A 15106-nucleotide genomic window follows, 5' to 3' on the forward strand; every position below is an offset into this window, starting at 1 on the left:
TGGCCGACTCTGGGCGATCATGGCAGAAACGAAGGAGAGTCCGGTCTTGCGTCGAGGAGTGATCGCCATGCGGGGCGAGAAGGGTGTGTCGCGGCGGCGAATGATGCAGGTCGTTGCCGGGGGCGGCTCGGCTCTCGCGGCCTTGTCCGCCCTGACGCTGGGTTCCTGCAAGGCCACGGCCGACCTGGACATCACGCAGTTCAACAGCTGGCTCCAGGGCGTGCGCGACGAGGCGGCGGCGCGCGGCGTCTCCGCCGCGACGCTCGACGATGCCTTCAAGGGCGTCGCCTTCAATTACGACGTGATCGCGCTCGACCAGAAGCAGCCCGAAGGCACCATGACCTTCGTGGATTACCTGGCGCGCGTCGTCAACGACAAGCGGGTCGCGAACGGCCGCGCGCTCTTCCAGCAGCACCAGGTGCTGCTCAAGCAGATCGGCGGGCTCTATGGCGTGCAGCCGCGCTTCATCGTGGCGCTCTGGGGCATCGAGAGCAATTACGGCGCCCAGCAGGGCGACTACCGCGTGGTCGAGGCGCTGGCGACGCTCGCCTATGAGGGCCGACGCGCCGAGTTCTTCCGCAAGGAGCTGCTGAACGCGCTCGAGATCCTCCAGCATCACGATGTCAGCGCCGGCAACATGCTGGGCTCCTGGGCCGGCGCCATGGGCCAGTGCCAGTTCATGCCCTCGAGCTATCTGCGCTTCGCCGTCGATGCCGATGGCGACGGCAAGCGCGACATCTGGAACTCGACCGCCGATGTGTTCGGGTCGATCGCGAACTATCTCGCCGGCAACGACTGGAACGCCAGCCAGACCTGGGGGCGGGAGGTGAAGCTGCCGGCCCAGCTCGACAGCAACCTCGTCTCGCTCGACATCGAGAAGTCGCTCGAGGAGTGGCGCAAGCTGGGCTTGCGCCGCGCCGATGGCGGTGTCTTGCCGGTGGTCCACAAGCTCAACGCCTCGCTGGTCCGTCCGGACGACACCAGCGGCCCCGCCTATCTGGTCTATGGGAACTACAAGGCGATCATGAAATGGAACCGCTCGACCTATTTCGCGACCGCGGTCGGTACGCTTGCGGACAAGATCGAGCAGGGTTAACCTACTAAATCTAGGGGTTATAGGGGCGTAAGACCGCAAAATGCTGAGGGCACGTATCGTTGCGGCGATGCTGGGCATAGTGGCCGCACTGGCGGTGGCCGGCTGCTCGGAGACGGAGCTCGTCGTCAATTCCTCCAAGCTCCTGACCAAGCCCAACCAGGCCTCGGGGCCGCCGGCCTACAAGATCGGCCAGCCCTACCAGGTCCAGAACGTCTGGTACTACCCCAAGGTCGATTACGGCTATGACGAGACCGGGATCGCCTCCTGGTACGGTCCGGATTTCAACGGCAAGCCGACCGCGAGCGGCGAGATCTACGACCAGAACGGCCTGACGGCGGCGCACAAGACGCTGCCGCTGCCGACCATCGTCCAGGTGACGAATCTCGAGAACGGCCGCTCGCTGAAGCTGCGCATCAACGATCGCGGGCCGTTCGTGAATGGCCGCATCATCGATGTGTCGCGCCGCGCGGCGCAGCTCCTGGGATTCCATCAGAACGGCACGGCGCGGGTGCGTGTCCAGGTTCTCGCCGACGAGAGCATGGCGCTGGCGTCGGCGCTCACCGGCGGCAGCGGCGTGCCCGCCGACCAGGCGCAGCCCGTGGCTCCCAGCGCCGCGCCGACCATGGCGGTCACGCAGCAGCAGCTGCCGGCCGGCGGATCGGCTGCTGCCGCGAGCGCCGGCACGGCACCTGCGACGTCAACCGGCAACACGGCCGTCACATCGGCGACGACGCGCGCGGTCGCGGCGGCGGAGCCGGACGGCCGCGTGACCCAGACCGCGGTGAAGCCGACCCGGATCTTCATCCAGGCGGGCGCCTTCACCCAGCTCGCCAACGCGCAGAAGCTGACCGCGGAACTGTCGCGCCTCGGGGCGGCGACGATGACGCCGGTCACGCTCGGCAATCAGCAGTTCTATCGCGTGCGGCTGGGGCCGATCGCTTCGGTGTCGGAGGCCGACCGGCTGCTCGACAAGCTGGTCCAGTCGGGCCATACCGAGGCCCGGATCGTCGTCGATTGATGCGAGGACCCCGCCGTGAAAACGCCCGAAAGGGCGGCTCTTATGGATCGACGCCGACTCCCGGGCGGCGTTATCTTCGTTCGGCCGGGAGAGGAACCAGGATGATTGGGATCAAGATGAAACTCGTTGCTCTTCGCGCGACGGCGGTCGCGGCCTCCGCTCTTCTCGCCACCTCGCTCCTCGCGGCCGGCGCCGCGCGGGCCGACACGATCGACACCACGGCGACCGAAGCCTACGTGCTCGATTACGAGACGGGCGCGGTGCTCCTCGACAAGAACGCGGAAACCAGGATCCAGCCGGCGTCGCTCAGCAAGCTGATGACGGTCTACCTGCTGTTCGAGGCGCTGAAGAAGGGCGAGGTCAAGCTCGACGACACCTTCCCGGTCTCCAAGGAGGCCTGGGCCCTCAACGAGGGCTCGACCATGTTCGTCGGCATCGGCGACCGCATCCGGGTCGAGGACCTGATCCGCGGCATCGTCGTCCAGTCCGGCAACGATGCCTGCCTGGTCGTGGCCGAAGGACTTGCCGGCACCGAGCAAGCCTTCGTCGAGAAGATGAACGCCAAGGCCAAGGAGCTCGGGCTCAACGACAGCCAGTTCGACAATCCCCACGGCCTGGAGGACGAGAAGCAGCTCATGACCGCGCATGATGTCGCCTGGCTGGCGCATCATCTGATCGCGGACTTCCCCGAGTACTACCATTACTTCTCGGAGAAGGAGTTCGTCTTCAACGGCATCAAGCAGGGCAACCGCAATCCGCTGCTCTACAAGGACCCGACCGTCGACGGGCTCAAGACCGGCCATCTCAGCATCTCGGGCTACAGCGTGGCCGTCTCGGCCAAGCGCGACGGACGGCGCGTCATCGTCGTGCTGATCGGGACCCACAGCATGCAGGAGCGCTCCGACGAATCCGCCAAGGTCCTGGACTGGGCCTACCGCGAGTTCGACAACTACACGGTCGCCAAGGCGGGCTCGGTGCTCGCCGATGCGCCGGTCTGGCTCGGCCAGGAAGCGACCGTGCCGCTCGCCGTCGGCAAGGACCTGCTGGTGACGCTGCCCCGCGCCGCGCATGACAAGCTGACCGCCAAGGCCGTGTTCGAGGGGCCGATCCCGGCGCCGATCGCGGCCGGCCAGGAGGTCGGCAAGGTGGTGATCTCGGCCCCGGGCATGACCGACATGGAAGTGCCTCTCGTCGCCGGCAAAGAGGTGCCGAAGCTGGGCTTCTTCGGGCGCATGATCGCGGCGCTCAAGCATTTCGCCGGCGTCGGCGCCTGAGCGGGACCGTCGGAGAGGGAATGGCGCGCGGCCGCTTCATCACGCTCGAGGGCGGCGAAGGGGCGGGCAAATCCACGCAAGGAAAGCGGCTGGCGGCTTGGCTCGAAGGGCGGGGACGCAAGGTTCTGCTGACCCGCGAGCCCGGCGGCTCGCCCGGTGCGGAGGAGATCCGCAAGCTCCTGGTCCAGGGCGCCACCGACCGCTGGGATCCCATCACCGAGACGTTGCTGCATTTCGCGGCCCGGCGCGACCATCTGGAGCGCGTCATCCGCCCGGCGCTGGCTCAGGGCCAGTGGGTCCTGTCGGACCGTTTCGCGGATTCAACCCTGGCCTATCAGGGCTATGGCCATGGCGTCGATCGCGGTTTCATCGCGGCCCTCGAGCGGGCGGTGGTGGGCACCGAGCGCCCCGACCTGACGCTGATCCTCGATCTGCCGGTGGCCCTGGGCCTCAAGCGCGCCGGCGGGCGGCGGGGCCCCGAGACCCGTTACGAGGAGATGGCGCAGGCCTTCCACGAGCGGCTGCGTCAGGGCTTTCTCGATATTGCCCGGCAGGATCCGCAACGCTGCCGTGTCATCGACGCGGCTGGCGCTCTGGAGGCCGTGCAGGCGAAACTGCAGGCGGCGATCACCGAGAAATTCCAGGCCGATCTGACCTAAGACCCGCATGAGCGACGAGCAGGAACAGGCATGGCCGGCACCGCGCGAGAACCCGGAACTCGTCGGCCATGACGAGGCCGAAGCGCTGCTCGCGGGCGCCGTCGCTTCCGGCAGGCTTGCCCATGGCTGGCTGATCACGGGGCCGCGCGGCATCGGCAAGGCGACGCTGGCCTTCCGCTTCGCGCGCTACCTGCTGGCGGGCGGGGCTGCGGACGCCCAGGCGCCGGGACTCTTCGGCGCCGCCGAGCCCGCCGCATCGGGCCTGCGCCTCGATCCGGGGCATCCCGTGTTCCGCCGGGTCGCGAGCGGCGGCCATGCCGACCTCCTCACCATCGAGCGCGGCTGGGACGAGAAGAAGAAAAAGCGACGCAGCGAGATCGTCATCGGCGATGTGCGCGATATCGGCCAGTTCCTGCATCTGACCCCGGCCGAAGGCGGCTGGCGCACCGTCGTCATCGACTGCGCCGAGGACATGAACCGCAACGCCGCCAATGCCGTGCTCAAGGTGCTGGAGGAGCCGCCGCGCCGCTCGGTGCTGCTGCTGGTGAGCCACGCGCCGGGCCGCCTCCTGCCCACCATCCGCTCGCGCTGCCGGCGGCTCGCGCTGAAGCCCTTGGCCGATGCGCAGGTCCGGGCCTTGCTCGCGCGCTACCGGCCCGATCTCGACCCGGCCGACCAGGCGCTGCTGATCTGGCTCGCCCAGGGCAGCATCGGACGCGCGCTGGAGCTGGCCGAGGAGGACGGGCTCGAGCTCTATCGCGAGCTCGGCACGCAGCTCTCCCGGCTGCCCGATCTCGATGTCCCGGCGCTCCATGATTTCGCCGACCGGCTCGCCCGCGACCGCGAGGGGAACAGCTTCCGCACCGCCGCCGACCTGCTCGAAGGCTGGATGGCGCGGCTGCTGCGGACCGCCTCCCTGGGGCGCCCGGACCCTGGAATTCCGCCGGAAGAAGCCCAGATTCTGAGCAGGTTGGCCGGGGCCCGCGGACTTGATCAATGGCTGGCCCTGTGGGAAAAGGTCACGCGCCTGATCGCCGGGGCCGAGCAGGCCGATCTCGACCTGAAACAGGTCTGGATCGGCGCCATGCTAGCCCTGGCCGGGCAGGGGCGGCGCTGACAGGAACCGCCGGCGCCTCGCCCGACGACCGCGCTTCTCTCGCGGACTTTGCCCCATAACCCAGGTTCTCGATCCGGAAGACCCGCACGCATGTCAGGGCCCCGTCCCTTCTACATCACCACGCCGATCTATTACGTGAACGATGCGCCGCATATCGGACACGCCTACACGACGCTGGCCTGCGATGTGATCGCGCGTTTCATGCGGCTGGACGGACGCAGGGTGAATTTCCTCACCGGCACGGACGAGCACGGCCAGAAGGTCGAGAAATCGGCCAAGGCTGCCGGCATGTCGCCCAAGGACTTCACCGACAAGGTCTCGCAGAATTTCCGCGACCTCGCCAAGGCGATGAACTTCAGCAATGACGATTTCATCCGCACCACCGAGCCGCGGCACATCAAGTCCTGCCAGGCGCTCTGGCTCCGGCTGGTCGAGCGCGGCCATATCTATCTCGGCCATTACGAGGGCTGGTATGCGGTGCGCGACGAGGCCTTCTATGGCGAGGAGGAGCTGACCACCGGGCCCGACGGCAAGAAGCGCGCGCCCTCGGGTGCGGAGGTCGAGTGGGTGAAGGAGCCCAGCTACTTCTTCGATCTCTCCAAGTGGCAGCAGCCGCTCCTGGAGTTCTACGAGAAGCATCCGGATTTCATCGCGCCGGAGACGCGGCGCAACGAGGTGCTGTCCTTCGTCCGCGGCGGGCTCACCGATCTCTCGGTCTCGCGCACCAGCTTCAAATGGGGCGTGCCGGTCCCGAACGATCCCGACCACATCATGTATGTGTGGCTCGATGCGCTCACCAACTACATCACCGCCGTCGGCTTCCCGGACACGGAGAGCGAGAGCTACCGGACCTTCTGGCCGGCCGACCTGCACATGGTCGGCAAGGACATCCTGCGTTTCCACACGGTCTATTGGCCGGCCTTCCTGATGGCCGCGGGCCTCGAGCCGCCGAAGCGCGTCTTCGCCCATGGCTGGTGGACCAACGAGGGCCAGAAGATCTCGAAGTCGCTCGGCAACGTGATCGACCCGCTGCAGCTCATCGCGACCTACGGGCTCGATCCGGTGCGCTACTTCCTGCTGCGCGAGGTGCCGTTCGGCAATGACGGCGACTTCTCGCATCGCGCCATGGTCATGCGGATGAACGGCGACCTCGCCAATGACCTGGGCAACCTGGCGCAGCGCTCGCTCTCGATGATCAGCAAGAACTGCGGCGCCACCGTGCCGGAAAAGGGGCCGCTGACCGAGGCGGACAGGAAGCTTCTCGGCCAGGCGCAGGGCCTGCTGCCGCGCTGGCGCGAGGCGATCGAGACCCAGAGCTTCAACCGCGGGCTCGAGGCGATCTGGTTTGTGGTGGGCGAGGCCAACCGCTATGTCGACGAGCAGGCGCCCTGGGCCCTCAAGAAGAACGATCCGCCGCGCATGGCGACGGTGCTTTGGGTGCTGGCCGAGACGGTACGCTATCTCGCGATCCTGGTGCAGCCGGTGATGCCGGCGGCGGCGGGCAAGCTGCTCGACCAGCTGGCGGTGCCGGCGAATGCGCGTGACTTCGCGCATCTGACCGAGGCAAACGCGCTTAAGCCGGGAACGCCGCTGCCGGCACCGGAGGGCGTGTTCCCGCGCTATGTCGATCCGGAAGCGGCGAAGACCGAGGCCGTGCCGGCGAAGGGCAAAGGCAAGAAGAGCTGATGCTCGTCGACAGCCACTGCCATCTCGACTATCTGAACCGCGCGGGGATCCTTGACGCGGCGCTGGGGCGCGCGCGAGAGGCGGGGGTGGGGGCGATGCTCACCATCTGCACCTCGATCGAGGAATTCCCGCAGGTGCTGGCGATCGCCGAGAGCCACGACAATCTCTGGTGCAGCGTGGGCGTTCATCCGCACGAGGCCCAGGGCGAGGTCGATGTCGCGGTCGAGAAGCTGGTCGAGCTCAGCCGCCATCCCAAGGTGATCGGCATCGGCGAATGCGGGCTCGATTACTTCTACGAGCGCAGCCCGCGCCCCGAGCAGCAGAAGGTCTTTCGCACTCACATCGCTGCCGCCCGCGCCACGGGCCTGCCGCTGATCGTGCACAGTCGCGACGCCGACGAGGACACGGTGGCGCTGCTGGAGGAGGGGGCGGCGCAGGGTAATCTGCGCGGCCTGATCCACTGTTTCAGCACGACGCAATACCTCTCCGACAACGCCCTCAATCTCGGCTTCTACATCTCGCTCTCGGGCATCCTGACCTTTCCGAAATCCGAGACCCTGCGCGCCATCGCCAAGGACCTGCCGCAAGATCGAATCCTGGTCGAGACGGATTCGCCCTACCTCGCGCCCGTGCCCCTTCGCGGCAAGAAATGCGAGCCCGCCTACGTGACCTACACGGCGCAATGCCTGGCCGAGCTCCAGGGCCTGACCGCGCCGGCCTTAGCCGAGACGACCACGGCGAACTTCTTCCAGCTGTTCGACAAGGCGAAGCGCGCCTAGGCGCAGGCTGAAACGCGTCAACGCAGGTCTTCCGCAAAGCGCTATTGCGTTCCATCCTTTTCTGAGAAATCCTGGCACGCCTGCGATTAAAGGTTGTGCGGCGAAATTGCTTTGCTATGCCGACATCCCGGGGAGCAGGTCGCCAATGACCAGGTCAATCCTGTAAGGAGCGGCACGTGTCGGGGCCTTCGCCGAGAAGGAGTGTCCTGATCCCCATATTTGGGTTGTGCTATCTCGCCGCCGCTGCGGCGGTGGTCGCGGTCGTCTGGCTATTGGGTGAGGAGCACAGGGACCAGGCCCATCCCGCCGCTGAAGCTATCTGTCGGCAGATCCATCTTTCATATTGCGAGATGCTGAAGGCGAAGCCCTTGGGCCTGGGGCGATGGGAACACTATTTCGCTCAGATGTTCTATGTCGTCAACACATCCGTGCTGAGCTGGGCGATGCTGTTACTGGTCCTGCCGTTCCATCTCATTCTTGGAATTAAAAATTTCCGTGTGGATGTGGATGAGGTAAAGCGCGGTGTCGCGACCGGCGGAACTGGTGTGGCTCAATCCTTGGCAAAGTCGCCGAACTCCGTGCGATTCGAGTTGTTCTTCACGGTGTCAGTCGCGTTCTTTTTAACTCTGGAGATTGATGGGCTGTTTACGGGGTTTGTATTCGGAAGTACGAGGCGGGCGATGACACCTACGATTATGCTTCCCGCCTCAATTCTTCTGATCAATATGATGCTGCAAATGACCTTCTATTTTATTATGCCGTCGCTCGCACGGGATCTGATCGCGAATAAGCGCCGCTGACTGATCGACCACCACCGCGCGCTGTTCACTGAATAACCTTTCTGCCCAATCTTTTGCTGCAATGGGTCTGGTATCTGATCCTGTATAAGGCCACCTATCTGGTTTCATCCCGATTGGGACAGCGATAGCGGAAATCTTCATGCGTGTGACAGTTCTCGGATGCGGCGGCTCGGGCGGCGTGCCGCTGGTGGGCAATCATTGGGGCAGCTGCAACCCGGCGAACCCGCGCAACCGGCGCCGGCGCGTGTCGGTGCTGGTCGAGACCCATGGCAAGACGATCCTGATCGACGCCTCGCCCGACTGCCGCGCGCAGCTGCTCGACGCCAATGTGAAGGGGCTCGACGCGGTGCTCTTCACCCATGACCATGCCGACCATGTGCATGGGCTCGACGATCTGCGTTTCGTGCGCCGCGATCCGGCCGCACCGCCGCTGCCGGTCTATGCGACGCCCGAGACCCTGGCGACGCTGGCCCAGCGCTTCGACTATGTCTTCAAGCAGAACGAGAAGGGCTCGGGGAAGCTCTACAAACCCTTCCTCGATCCGCATCCGGTCGAGCTCGGAAAGCCCTTCCTCGCCGACGGCGTCCCGGTCCTGCCTTATCTCCAGGACCATGGCCATGGCACGATCTCGACCGGCTACCGCATCGGCAACTTCGCCTATTCGACCGACGTGATCGAGCTGCCGGAAGCCTCGCTGGCGCTGCTGAAAGGTCTCGATCTCCTCATCGTCGATTGCCTGCGCTTCGAGCCGCATATCACCCACGCCAACTTCGACAAGGCGATGGGCTGGATCGGCGTGCTCAAGCCGCGCCATGCGGTGCTGACCCATCTCAATCACCAGATCGACTATGACGCGCTCAAAGCGCGCTGCCCGGCGGGCGTGGAGCCGGGCTATGACGGGCTGGTCGTCGAGGTGCAGGAGTGATCGCAAGCCGAGCGTTGGCTGCGAACCACGATGCCCATTAAGATTTGCATGAAGGCGGATTTCCGCACCTTTTGACGAGCTGGGGAGACCTTCGCTCGATGCCAATGCCTCGGTCCATCTTCTCGAACGACGTCGAGAAGCGCAAAAGCCCTGTTCACGGATTTGGGCTCTTCGCCCGTCGGCCCTTACCCCAGGGAACGATCGTGGTCGTAAAGGGCGGCCATATCTTCGACAAGGAAACGAGGGACCGCAATTTTCAGATCCTGGGGCCGGCTGAAATCCAGATCGCGGACGACTTGTTCCTGGGGCCGTCGAGCGTCGAGGAACGAGAGGCAAGCATGATGTACCTCAATCACTCCTGCGATCCCAATGTCGGTGTGCGCGGTCAGATCCTCTTCGTGACCATGCGCGATGTCCGGCAGTCCGAAGAGCTGACCGTGGACTACGCAATGATGGACAACGAAGACTATGAGATGACCTGCCATTGCGGTGCCAAGGCATGTCGCGGCGTCGTCACCGGCTTCGATTGGCGAATGCCCGAGCTGCAGCGACGGTACAAGGGGTTCTTTTCGTCCTATCTCGAGGACAAGATCCAACGGCGCGGGTGATCGCGCCGAGCGAACGGGAGCGGCGAGTGAGGAAGGGCTGGGGGCCGACCCGGCAGATCGGCACTAAGTGAGTCATTTGGGCCACAGTCACGGTGCCTTCGCTGTGATCTGACTCGCGGAGTCGATTTCCCGAGTCGATTTCATTTGACCGGCTCGACTCGGCTGTGATTCCGTCGAGTCCATGGCCATTCGAATCGACCTCCGCCGCTACCTGCGCCAGATCGCGGTTCCGCTGATCGGGGCCTCGTTGCTGGGCTATTTCGGCTATCACGCGATCCAGGGCGATCGCGGCCTGATGGCCTGGCTCACCTTGAAGCAGCAGCTGCGCCAAGCCGATGCCCAGCTCGCCTCGCTGCAGGCGGAGCAGGTGGCGCTCGCCAACCGCGTCCAGCGCATGAGCCCCTCGACGCTCGACGCCGACCTGCTCGACGAGCAGATGCGGCTGATGCTGAACTACGCGCGCGACGACGAGGTGATCATCATGCTGCCGACCCCGGCGGCACCGGGCGCAGGTGCCCCCGCGCCCTCGAACAGCGATGTTAACTGAAATCGAGTTAATTGTCGCTTTCTTGTGATTTGTCAGAAATTTACCCCGCCTTGCTATTCTCCCTTTCCGGCGTAAATTAACCGGATAAGGGCCGGTCCAGGCTGCTGCGACCGCCCATCCCGGGCCGTTCAGGCCCGTCGGCTGAAGGGAGACATCATGGCCGCCACCACCGCGCGCAAGGCCGGCAAGGCCGACAGCGACGAGTCGGAAACCCTGATCACCCACTACCGCGACATGCTGCTGATCCGACGCTTCGAGGAGAAGGCGGGCCAGCTCTACGGCATGGGGCTCATCGGCGGCTTCTGCCATCTCTATATCGGCCAGGAGGCGGTGGTGGTGGGCTGCATGGCGGTGCGCAAGCCCAGCGACAGCGTCGTCACCTCCTATCGCGATCACGGCCATATGCTCGCGACCGGCATGGATGCGAAAGGCGTCATGGCCGAGCTCACCGGCCGGCGCGGCGGCTATTCCAAGGGCAAGGGCGGCTCGATGCATATGTTCAGCCGCGAGAAGAATTTCTTCGGCGGCCACGGCATCGTCGGCGCCCAGGTGCCGATCGGCACCGGCCTCGCCTTCGCCCATCGCTACAAGGAGGATGGCGGCGTCTGCGTGGCCTTCCTCGGCGATGGCGCCATCAACCAGGGCCAGGTCTACGAATCCTTCAACATGGCCGCGCTCTGGAAGCTGCCCGTCGTCTATGTGATCGAGAACAACAAATACGGCATGGGCACCTCGGTCGAGCGCGCGGCCGCGGGCAAGGATCTCAACATGCGCGGCCAGGCTTATGGCATCCCCGGCCAGAAGGTCGACGGCATGGATGTGATGGCGGTGCGCGCGGCGGCCGACAAGGCGATCGCCTATGCGCGCGGCGGCAAGGGCCCCTACATCCTCGAGGCGCTGACCTACCGCTATCGCGGCCATTCCATGTCCGACCCTGCGAAATACCGCAGCAAGGAAGAGGTCGCGAAGATGCGCCAGGAGCATGATCCGATCGACCATCTGCGCGCCAAGCTGCTCGAGGGCGGCCATGCCGACGAGAACGCGCTCAAGACCATCGATCGCGAGGTGAAGGACATCGTCGCCGAAGCGGCCGAGTTCGCCCAGGCGAGCCCGGAACCCGATCCGTCCGAGCTTTGGACCGACGTGCTGGTCGAAGCCTGAAGCGGGAAGGGAAGCGGACATGTCCATCGATATCCTGATGCCGGCCCTCTCGCCGACCATGACCGAGGGCAAGCTGGCGAAGTGGCTGAAGAAGGAAGGCGACGCGGTAAAGCCTGGCGACGTGCTGGCCGAGATCGAGACCGACAAGGCGACCATGGAGGTCGAGGCGGTCGACGAGGGCAAGCTCGCCAGGATCATCGTGCCGGCCGGCACCGAGAACGTCGCGGTGAACGCGCCGATCGCGGTGCTCGCGGTCGAGGGCGAGAGCCTCGACGCGGCGGCCTCCAAGGCCGCGCCCAAGCCGGCACCCGTTGCAGCGCCCGCTCCGGCCGCGGCACCCGCGGCGAAGCCCGCGCCGGCGGCGTCCGTCCCTGCAGCACCTGCCATCGTCACGGCGGCGCCGGAAGCCGAGATGGGTGAGACCCACACCATCACGGTGCGCGAGGCCTTGCGCGACGCCATGGCCGAGGAGATGCGCCGCGACCCGACCGTCTTCCTGATGGGCGAGGAGGTCGCGGAATATCAGGGGGCCTACAAGGTGAGCCAGGGCCTGCTCGAGGAGTTCGGGCCCAAGCGCGTGATCGACACGCCGATCACCGAGCATGGCTTCGCCGGGCTCGGCGTCGGTGCCGCCTTCGGCGGCCTGCGGCCGATCGTCGAGTTCATGACCTTCAATTTCGCCATGCAGGCGATCGACCAGATCATCAACTCGGCCGCCAAGACCAATTACATGTCGGGCGGCCAGATGGGCTCGCCGATCGTCTTCCGCGGTCCCAACGGCGCCGCGTCGCGCGTGGCCGCGCAGCATTCGCAGTGCTATGCGAGCTGGTATGCGCATTGCCCGGGCCTCAAGGTCGTCGCGCCCTGGTCGGGGGCGGACGCCAAGGGCCTGCTCAAATCGGCGATCCGCGATCCCAACCCGGTCATCTTCCTCGAGCATGAGCTGCTCTACGGTCAGAACTTCCCGGTGCCGACCAGCGCCGATTACATCGTGCCGATCGGCAAGGCCAAGATCGTGCGGCCCGGCCGCGACGTGACCATCGCCGCCTTCTCGCGGCCGGTGGGCTTCGCGCTCGCGGCGGCCGAGACGCTGGCCAAGGACGGCATCGAGGCCGAGGTGATCGACCTCCGCAGCCTGCGCCCGCTCGACACCGACACCATCGTCAGCTCGGTCAAGCGCACCAACCGCCTGGTGACGGTGGAGGAGGGCTGGCCCTTCGCCGGCATCGGCTCGGAGCTGTCGGCCCTCATGATGGAGCAGGCCTTCGACTGGCTCGACGCGCCGGTGGCGCGCGTCCATGGCGCCGACGTGCCGCTGCCCTATGCCGCCAATCTCGAGCATCTGGCCTTGCCGAACGCCGACAATATCGTCGCCGCGGCGCGCCAGGTCTGCTACCGCAGCTGAGCAAGGGAGGACAGCGCCATGCCGACGCCGATCCTGATGCCCGCGCTCTCGCCCACCATGACCGAGGGCAAGCTCGCGAAATGGATCAAGAAGGAAGGTGACGCGGTCAAGTCCGGCGATGTGCTGGCCGAGATCGAGACCGACAAGGCGACGATGGAGGTGGAGGCGGTGGACGAAGGCACGCTCGGCCGCATCGTCGTGCCCGCCGGCGCCGAGAACGTCGCCGTCAACGCGCCGATCGCCTATCTGCTGAACGAGGGCGAGAGCGCCTCGGCGCTCGACGCCATCGGCAAGGCGGCCCCGGCCGTCGCGCCGAAGCCGGCTCCGGCGGCGCCTGCTGCTGCGGCACCGGCGCCCGCCGCAGCGGCCCCGGCGGCTGCACCTCAGACGGCGCCAGCGGCTCCAGCGCCGGCTGCGGCAGCGCCCGCGAAGGATGGCCAGCGCCTCTTCGCCAGCCCGCTCGCGCGGCGTCTCGCCGCCGAGGCCAATCTCGACCTGGCGCGGATCCCAGGCTCGGGTCCCCATGGCCGCATCGTGAAATCGGATATCGAGAGCGCGAAGGCATCCGGCGTCGCCGCGGCTCCGGCCGCTGCACCTGCTGCTGCCGCGCCCGCACCGCGCCCGGCCGCCGCCGCACCGGCGGCCCCGCCCACGCCGCTGCCGACCGAGGGCTTCACCGAGCTGCCGCTCAGCACGATGCGCAAGGTGATCGCGCGCCGGCTGATGGAATCGAAGCAGACCATCCCGCATTTCTACCTGACGGTCGAAGCCGAGATCGACGCGCTGCTGGCCTTGCGCACCCAGCTCAACGCCAAGGCGCCCGAAGGCGTGAAGCTCTCGGTTAACGATCTCGTCATCAAGGCCTGCGGCATGGCGCTGGCGCGGGTGCCGCGCGCCAACGCGATCTGGGGCGGCGACAAGATCCTGCTGAACAAAACCTGCGACGTGTCGGTGGCGGTGGCGCTCGATGACGGGCTCATCACGCCGGTCATCCGTTCCGCCGACAAGAAAGGCCTCGCCGCCATCTCGACCGAGATGAAGGCGCTGGCTGACCGGGCCAAGGCCGGGAAGCTGCTGCCCGAGGAATATAGCGGCGGCGCCTTCTCGCTCTCCAATCTCGGCATGTTCGGCATCAAGGAGTTCGCGGCCGTCATCAACCCGCCGCAGGGCTCGATCCTCGCCGTCGGCAAGGGCGAGCAGCGCGCGGTGGTGAAGGGCGGGGCACTCGCCGTCGCCACCATGATGAGCTGCACCATCTCCTGCGACCACCGCGTCATCGACGGCGCCATCGGCGCCCAGTTCCTGGACCAGATCAAGAAGCTGCTCGAAGACCCGATCACGATGATGCTCTAGGGGAGGGCACCATGACCGGCCGTTACAAGCTCTATGGTGGCAAGCGTTGCGGCTCGGTGCCGATCGAGGCGGCGCTGGCGGAGATCGGGGCGCCGGCCGAGATCCTCGAGCTCGATTTCGCCGCCGGCGAGCAGTGGGGCGAGGCCTATCGCAAGGTCAACCCGCTGGGCCGGATCCCGGCGATGGCCTTGCCGGACGGCACGATCGTCACGGAATCGGCGGCCATGCTGCTGCTGGTCTGCGAGCGCCACCCGGAGGCGGGGTTGCTGCCGCCGGTCGAATCCGGCGATCGCGGCCGGCTCTATCGCTGGCTGATGTTCGCCTCGAACAATCTTTACGAGGCGATCGGGCGCGTCGACTACCCGGAACGCTATGTCGAGGACAAGGCGGCCGCACCCGGCGCCGAGCGGCGTGCGATCGAGGATCTCAAACGTTTCTGGACCATGATCGAAGAGGGGCTCACGCCGGGGCCGTTCGCGCTCGGCGAGCGCTTCTCGGCGCTCGACCTTTATCTCAGCGTGCTCGCGCGCTGGAGCGTGCGCGACTGGGTCATCGAGCAGTGTCCGCGCATCGCCGGGATGGTGCGCCATACGGTGGCGCGGCCCAAGGTGGCGCCGATCTGGCAGCATCATTTCGGCGGCGAGCCGCTCTAGCCCTCGCCGGCGGCGATCAGGAGAA

At 66.3% G+C, this 15106-nt stretch carries 15 protein-coding genes; all 15 read left to right on the plus strand.

Going from position 1 to position 15106, the window contains the following annotated elements; translation table 11 throughout:
• Window positions 1-67 precede the first annotated feature (67 nt).
• The 15 genes from FRZ61_RS10850 to FRZ61_RS10920 all read left to right on the plus strand — a co-directional run bounded on the left by FRZ61_RS10850 (window position 68) and on the right by FRZ61_RS10920 (window position 15081).
• Entirely contained in the window at window positions 68-1096 is a 1029-nt protein-coding gene (locus FRZ61_RS10850; RefSeq protein WP_225309209.1) for a lytic murein transglycosylase, read from the plus strand.
• 40 nt (window positions 1097-1136) lie between these two features.
• Window positions 1137-2114 carry a septal ring lytic transglycosylase RlpA family protein gene (locus FRZ61_RS10855; protein WP_151117427.1) on the plus strand — a complete coding sequence of 326 codons (978 nt, stop codon included), beginning with the start codon at window positions 1137-1139 and terminating at the stop codon, window positions 2112-2114.
• A gap of 116 nt (window positions 2115-2230) precedes the next feature.
• The gene (locus tag FRZ61_RS10860; RefSeq protein WP_151117429.1) at window positions 2231-3388 is read left to right on the plus strand and encodes a D-alanyl-D-alanine carboxypeptidase family protein; all 1158 of its coding nucleotides are present in this window, start codon (window positions 2231-2233) and stop codon (window positions 3386-3388) included.
• Window positions 3389-3408: 20 nt separating this feature from the next.
• The gene (gene tmk / locus FRZ61_RS10865; protein ID WP_151117431.1) at window positions 3409-4047 is read left to right on the plus strand and encodes a dTMP kinase; all 639 of its coding nucleotides are present in this window, start codon (window positions 3409-3411) and stop codon (window positions 4045-4047) included.
• Between the two features lie 7 nt (window positions 4048-4054).
• Complete coding sequence (locus FRZ61_RS10870; protein ID WP_151117434.1) at window positions 4055-5164, plus strand: DNA polymerase III subunit delta'; 1110 nt, start codon at window positions 4055-4057, stop codon at window positions 5162-5164.
• 90 nt (window positions 5165-5254) lie between these two features.
• Window positions 5255-6850, plus strand: coding sequence for a methionine--tRNA ligase (metG, locus tag FRZ61_RS10875; RefSeq protein ID WP_151117436.1), 1596 nt, complete (start codon window positions 5255-5257; stop codon window positions 6848-6850).
• Window positions 6850-7629, plus strand: coding sequence for a TatD family hydrolase (locus FRZ61_RS10880; protein ID WP_151117439.1), 780 nt, complete (start codon window positions 6850-6852; stop codon window positions 7627-7629). The genes metG and FRZ61_RS10880 overlap by 1 nt, the downstream gene beginning before the upstream one ends.
• A gap of 176 nt (window positions 7630-7805) precedes the next feature.
• The gene (locus tag FRZ61_RS10885; protein WP_151117440.1) at window positions 7806-8429 is read left to right on the plus strand and encodes a hypothetical protein; all 624 of its coding nucleotides are present in this window, start codon (window positions 7806-7808) and stop codon (window positions 8427-8429) included.
• Between the two features lie 139 nt (window positions 8430-8568).
• Entirely contained in the window at window positions 8569-9354 is a 786-nt protein-coding gene (locus tag FRZ61_RS10890; RefSeq protein ID WP_151117441.1) for an MBL fold metallo-hydrolase, read from the plus strand.
• A gap of 98 nt (window positions 9355-9452) precedes the next feature.
• Window positions 9453-9962 carry an SET domain-containing protein gene (locus tag FRZ61_RS10895; protein WP_151117442.1) on the plus strand — a complete coding sequence of 170 codons (510 nt, stop codon included), beginning with the start codon at window positions 9453-9455 and terminating at the stop codon, window positions 9960-9962.
• Window positions 9963-10143: 181 nt separating this feature from the next.
• Entirely contained in the window at window positions 10144-10509 is a 366-nt protein-coding gene (locus tag FRZ61_RS10900) for an FtsB family cell division protein (protein ID WP_151117443.1), read from the plus strand.
• A gap of 156 nt (window positions 10510-10665) precedes the next feature.
• On the plus strand, window positions 10666-11670 hold the full coding sequence (gene pdhA, locus FRZ61_RS10905) for a pyruvate dehydrogenase (acetyl-transferring) E1 component subunit alpha (protein ID WP_151117445.1): 1005 nt from the start codon (window positions 10666-10668) through the stop codon (window positions 11668-11670).
• 19 nt (window positions 11671-11689) lie between these two features.
• Window positions 11690-13075 carry a pyruvate dehydrogenase complex E1 component subunit beta gene (locus tag FRZ61_RS10910; protein WP_151117446.1) on the plus strand — a complete coding sequence of 462 codons (1386 nt, stop codon included), beginning with the start codon at window positions 11690-11692 and terminating at the stop codon, window positions 13073-13075.
• Window positions 13076-13093: 18 nt separating this feature from the next.
• Complete coding sequence (locus tag FRZ61_RS10915; RefSeq protein WP_151117447.1) at window positions 13094-14428, plus strand: pyruvate dehydrogenase complex dihydrolipoamide acetyltransferase; 1335 nt, start codon at window positions 13094-13096, stop codon at window positions 14426-14428.
• Between the two features lie 11 nt (window positions 14429-14439).
• Window positions 14440-15081 carry a glutathione S-transferase family protein gene (locus FRZ61_RS10920; RefSeq protein ID WP_151117448.1) on the plus strand — a complete coding sequence of 214 codons (642 nt, stop codon included), beginning with the start codon at window positions 14440-14442 and terminating at the stop codon, window positions 15079-15081.
• Window positions 15082-15106: the final 25 nt, after the last annotated feature.

The organism is Hypericibacter adhaerens (assembly GCF_008728835.1).
In the GTDB taxonomy this organism is placed as follows: Bacteria; Pseudomonadota; Alphaproteobacteria; order Dongiales; family Dongiaceae; genus Hypericibacter; species Hypericibacter adhaerens.